Source organism: Myroides indicus, from assembly GCF_004364575.1.
Classification (GTDB): domain Bacteria; phylum Bacteroidota; class Bacteroidia; order Flavobacteriales; family Flavobacteriaceae; genus Flavobacterium; species Flavobacterium indicum_A.
This window is the reverse complement of record NZ_SOAG01000060.1, coordinates 1-4,431: the sequence shown is the minus strand read 5'-3', so window position 1 is coordinate 4,431 and position 4,431 is coordinate 1. Positions and strand designations below refer to the sequence as shown.

Here is a 4,431-nt window from a genome sequence, read left to right as displayed (position 1 = left end):
CTTTTTGTTCTTTTTTGGTACAAGAATACAAAATAAAAGCCCCGTTTTTTTTCGGGGCTTGATTTGTTGTTTTGTTAAATGCTAATCTCTTTTCAAAACTTCTCTCACTTCGATGTTTCCACCTACTTGGTCAAAAATAGGATTACCTTTTGCAATTTCTATTGCTTCATCAATGGTTTCGGATTTTACCACAACATAACCGCTAACAAATTCATTGTTTTCGGTGCAAACTCCGTCAGTTACTTCCTTGTTGGACTTTACGTTTTTTGCACTTCCTGCAAATGGCAAAAGCGTGTTGCCTTTGTCCACTAATTTGTTTTGTGAAGCAATTCCTGCTAACCAATTCATACGTTCCTGCATTTGTTCAGGTGTTGGTCTGAAATCGGAAATGTCTTTTAATCTAAAAATCAATACAAATTCTTTCATTGTCTATAAAATTTAATTATTTCTTGTAAGACAATTTCAAATTGCGGAACGTGACAGAAAGTAGAGAAATCTTTAAATTTTCATCAATTTCTCGGGGTCAACGACAGAAAAAATACTTGTGATTTTTCCGTCTGGGTTTAGTTCAAATATCTGACAGTTTATCAAGGTTGTACCTCTGTAAAACAGCAATGCAGATTGATGATTTATTTCTTCAATTTTGATTTCAAGGTCTTTTTGATGATTTTCATAAACGTAGGTCATCAGTTTAATGGTGTTGTCAATTCCCGAAGTCAGTTCAGCAATGACCTGTAATTTATTTCCTGCATCTGCCAAAACCTGCACTTCGTCAGACAATATTTGTTCCAACGTTTTTACATCGCCTTTACGGATTGCGGACACATATTTTTCTAAATATTTTCGGTCTTTTGCAGACGAAGTTGCGATTTCGGGTTTCCGCAATTTCAGTTTCTTTTTGGCTCTTGTGAGGATTTGTCGGGAATTTTCTACCGAAATTTCTAATATTTCAGCGATATCATCGTGTTCGTAATCAAATGCTTCTTTTAACAACAAAACTGCTCTTTCTTTGGTGTTCAATGTGTCGAGCAAAACAAGCATTGAATAATTGAGTATCTCGTCTAATTCAATTTTGCTTTCACCTTGATTGGTAACGATTGGTTCGGGCAATGTGATTTTTTGTTGCCTTTCTCTGTCGTTTTTCTTTTTTAGATTTATGGCTTGGTTGATGACCGATTTTATCAGATACGCATTTGGATTGGAAATTGAGCAACCCTCTTTTTCATTGAATTTTATCAAGACCTCCTGAATTACGTCTTGACAATCGCCAATATTTCCCAAAATGTTGTAAGCATAAGGAAATAGTTTTTTGTTCAATGTGTTTAAATCGTCCATTTTTTGATTTTAGAGTTAGACAATTTCAAAGGTAATAATGTGACAGGTTTTGAGAAAATCTTTCAACTGTATTGTTTTTGCGTTTCGCTTTGCCTGAGGGAAAGAAAAAAGCCTTTCAACAAGTCGCTGAAAGGAAAGAAAACATTCAATTTAGTTGAGGTTTTATTTTTGTCGCTTGTAATGCAGTTGTGTCAATCCAGTCTCAAACGTTTTGACTTTGATAAATTCAAGTGTTTGCTCTGGTCTGCCGTCTTTGAAAAGTCTTGTTCCGTTACCTAATAAAATGGGTACTATCGAAATGATAAACTCGTCTATTAAGTTATGCTTCAATAGTTCATTTATTACTTCCGCACCACCGTCACAATAAATATTTTTACCTTTTTCAGATTTCAGTCGTTTGACCAGTTCAGTCAAATTCCCTGTATAAAAAGTCGTTCTACCTACTTGCGGTCTTTCCGTTCTTGTTATGACATAGACATCTCGTTGTCCATTGTCGTAATGGGATAAACCAACATTTTTAAGCACATAATCATAGGTTCTTCTGCCAATAATCAATGTGTCAATGGTGTCTGTAAATTCTCCATAACCATAGTCTTCTCCTGCTTTTTCAACGAGTTTCAAGAAAGTAAGGTCATCATTAGGTTTTGCAATGTAACCGTCTAAACTCATTGCAATGAAAAGTGATATTTTCCGCATTTTTATAAAAATTAATGTTTCTACAAAGTTAGCTTTGTACAGCAGGTTGTACTTTGGAAAAATGCGACAATTTTAAAGTTGTGATGGCGAAAGTCCCGTATTTCGTTTGATTTCATTGGTAAGATGCGAATGGTCATAGTAGCCACATTCAAAAGCAACATCTAAAAAACTTCGATTTTCATCTAATTTTTTGATAATGGACAAAGCATTTTGAAAGCGAATAATATTTGAATATTCTTTTGGAGATAGTCCAATGAACCGTTTGAAATTTCGCTCTAACTGTCTTACGGTCGTGAAATTTCGTTTTGACAGCTCGTGAATGCTGATCTGTCCATTTGTAGAATGAATATCATTAATAACCGATTGCAATGGAATATGTTTTGCTTTTATTCTGTCGGAAAAAAACTGGTTAAGATAATCAAAAGGGTTGTTAAAGATTTTATCGACATTGAATGAATTAGATTTTTCAAACTCGATTGTATCGTTTGTCAATTCATTTTGTGAGGCATAGCTATAGAAATTTGCAAAAGTTGCAGGTTTTAGACATACTCCCAATAAATGAGTATCACTGTCGATAAAGCTGTCTTTAAATGAAGTCATCGCACCCACCACATACGTTTTTCCAAACTCCAAAGAAAATGAACCGTTGTCTGTCAAACAAGTATTTCCTAAATTCATCAATACACCTGCACAACCGTCTGGAAAAACCCGTTCCCACTGTCTTTCAAGTTTATTTCCTTTCAGTTTCCAATAAAAATGTATAAAGGGCTTTAAGTCTTTATAAGGTTTTATTATTTTGTATTCCATTTTGTGCTTGGGTATCGTTCTACAATCAATAACCGCCAATTTGTTTATAGACACAACAAAATTACACAAATATTTCAAGTATTGTTTTTTTCGTTTTCGTGAGGGATAGAAGCGGAAAGCCCACAGCGAAGTGCAACGGAGCGATGACTTGTAGCGGATATCCCGACCCGCTTGCATTTTTTGCGTTGGGCTTCGACTGGCTCAGCCTGACAGTGCGTTGGCAAAAAAGCAAAGGGACACGCTCAAAATATACTAATCCCAAACCGAGTATTTAGCCTCTGAACGCCAAATGCGACCTCTGACTGCAACATTGAAAGTCCGACTTGCTTACCTGACTAATTTAGTCAGGACAAAACGAGTTAGGCAATGCAGGAGAGAAAAGAAATAGATAAAATACCTATCGAAGAAGCAATGGAGCTTCTCCGTGAAGTCGGTATTGATGTGGAACAGGAAAAAGCCGAACTGATTATGGAGTTTCTGTACAACCTCACAATGATAATTATCCGTGAATGCTTTGATACCGAATGATTTATTTCGTACTTTAGCTAATCCCACAAAACATTAATACCCACTCAAAAAGATTAGCTATGAAAAGAGCCGATTTATATATACGTGTTTCCACAGATGAACAGGCAGATAAGGGATATTCACAGCGTGACTAAGAGGAACGTCTGAAAAGGTACTGTGCTACCAATAAGATTGCTGTCGGGCAGGTTATCTACGAAGACCATTCCGCCAAAACCTTTAACCGACCCGAATGGACGAGACTGCTGAACAGCCTTAAAAAGAAAAGTTCAAAGACTGACCTTGTTTTGTTTACCAAATGGGATAGATTTAGCCGTAATGCAGGTGATGCCTATCAGATGATTAGCACACTCAACAAACTTGGTATAGAACCACAGGCGGTAGAACAGCCTTTAGACCTTTCCATTCCCGAAAACAAGATGATGCTTGCGATATATCTGTCCGCTCCCGAAGTGGAAAATGACCGTAGGGCACTGAATACGTTTTACGGTATGCGTAGGGCAAGGAAAGAGGGGCGTTTAATGGGTAGAGCACCTTTTGGATATATCAACAGAAGCAAAGAGGACGGACGAAAATACATTGCCCTAAAAGAACCTGAAGCATCAGCTATGCGTTGGGCTTTCAACGAAATAGCAAAAGGCGTGTTTGCCTGTGACCAAGTACGGCAAAAAATGAACAAATTACACAAGACAACGATAAGTCGAAGTGCTTTTCACGTAGCCGTACGTAATCCTTTGTACTATGGTAAGATATTCATTGCCAAATTCAAGGACGAAGAAGCACATCTGGTACAAGGTCAGCACGAACCGCTTATATCCAAAGAACTTTTTGATAGGGTGCAACTGATATTGGACGGAAATAAAAGAACTGAACGTCCCAATACCAAAATACTTTCAGACGAGAACCTGCCCCTCCGTGGTTTCTTAGTATGCCCCGAATGTGGTCGCAACCTGACAGGAAGTGCTTCCAAAGGAAGAACAAGCCGTTATTACTACTATCATTGTGTTTCATCCTGTGGCTTCCGCCAAAAAGCCAAATTAGCCAACGATATTTTTGAAAAGAGTATGC

General features: G+C 37.3%; 7 protein-coding genes. 3 read left to right on the top strand and 4 right to left on the bottom strand.

What is annotated here, in order from left to right; all coding sequences use genetic code 11:
• Window positions 1-81 precede the first annotated feature (81 nt).
• The 4 genes from C8P70_RS13595 to C8P70_RS13580 all read right to left on the bottom strand — a co-directional run bounded on the left by C8P70_RS13595 (window position 82) and on the right by C8P70_RS13580 (window position 2,838).
• Window positions 82-426 (bottom strand): YciI family protein, encoded by a 345-nt coding sequence (locus tag C8P70_RS13595; protein ID WP_091521993.1) that lies wholly within the window; start codon window positions 424-426, stop codon window positions 82-84.
• 72 nt (window positions 427-498) lie between these two features.
• Entirely contained in the window at window positions 499-1,335 is an 837-nt protein-coding gene (locus C8P70_RS13590; RefSeq protein WP_091521996.1) for a sigma-70 family RNA polymerase sigma factor, read from the bottom strand.
• Between the two features lie 162 nt (window positions 1,336-1,497).
• Complete coding sequence (locus tag C8P70_RS13585; protein WP_133713841.1) at window positions 1,498-2,031, bottom strand: dihydrofolate reductase family protein; 534 nt, start codon at window positions 2,029-2,031, stop codon at window positions 1,498-1,500.
• Window positions 2,032-2,103: 72 nt separating this feature from the next.
• A complete protein-coding gene (locus C8P70_RS13580) occupies window positions 2,104-2,838 on the bottom strand; it encodes a helix-turn-helix transcriptional regulator (protein ID WP_133713840.1) in 735 nt (244 codons plus the stop codon).
• A gap of 98 nt (window positions 2,839-2,936) precedes the next feature.
• Here C8P70_RS13580 and C8P70_RS13925 point away from each other — a divergent pair, with 98 nt between their 5' ends.
• The 3 genes from C8P70_RS13925 to C8P70_RS13575 form a co-directional block, all read left to right on the top strand.
• Entirely contained in the window at window positions 2,937-3,113 is a 177-nt protein-coding gene (locus tag C8P70_RS13925; protein WP_208293417.1) for a hypothetical protein, read from the top strand.
• A gap of 91 nt (window positions 3,114-3,204) precedes the next feature.
• The gene (locus C8P70_RS13855; protein ID WP_166666239.1) at window positions 3,205-3,366 is read left to right on the top strand and encodes a hypothetical protein; all 162 of its coding nucleotides are present in this window, start codon (window positions 3,205-3,207) and stop codon (window positions 3,364-3,366) included.
• A 143-nt stretch (window positions 3,367-3,509) separates the two neighbouring features.
• Window positions 3,510-4,431, top strand: a 922-nt coding sequence (locus tag C8P70_RS13575) for a recombinase family protein (protein WP_317128298.1), incomplete at its 3' end; no start/stop codon positions are given.

Excerpts from the sequence above, each read along its gene's own strand:
- C8P70_RS13580 (WP_133713840.1), bottom strand. The coding sequence starts at position 2,838 with ATGGAATACAAAATAATAAAACCTTATAAAGACTTAAAGCCCTTTATA.
- C8P70_RS13585 (WP_133713841.1), bottom strand. The coding sequence starts at position 2,031 with ATGCGGAAAATATCACTTTTCATTGCAATGAGTTTAGACGGTTACATT.
- C8P70_RS13855 (WP_166666239.1), top strand. The coding sequence starts at position 3,205 with ATGCAGGAGAGAAAAGAAATAGATAAAATACCTATCGAAGAAGCAATG.
- C8P70_RS13595 (WP_091521993.1), bottom strand. The coding sequence starts at position 426 with ATGAAAGAATTTGTATTGATTTTTAGATTAAAAGACATTTCCGATTTC.
- C8P70_RS13590 (WP_091521996.1), bottom strand. The coding sequence starts at position 1,335 with ATGGACGATTTAAACACATTGAACAAAAAACTATTTCCTTATGCTTAC.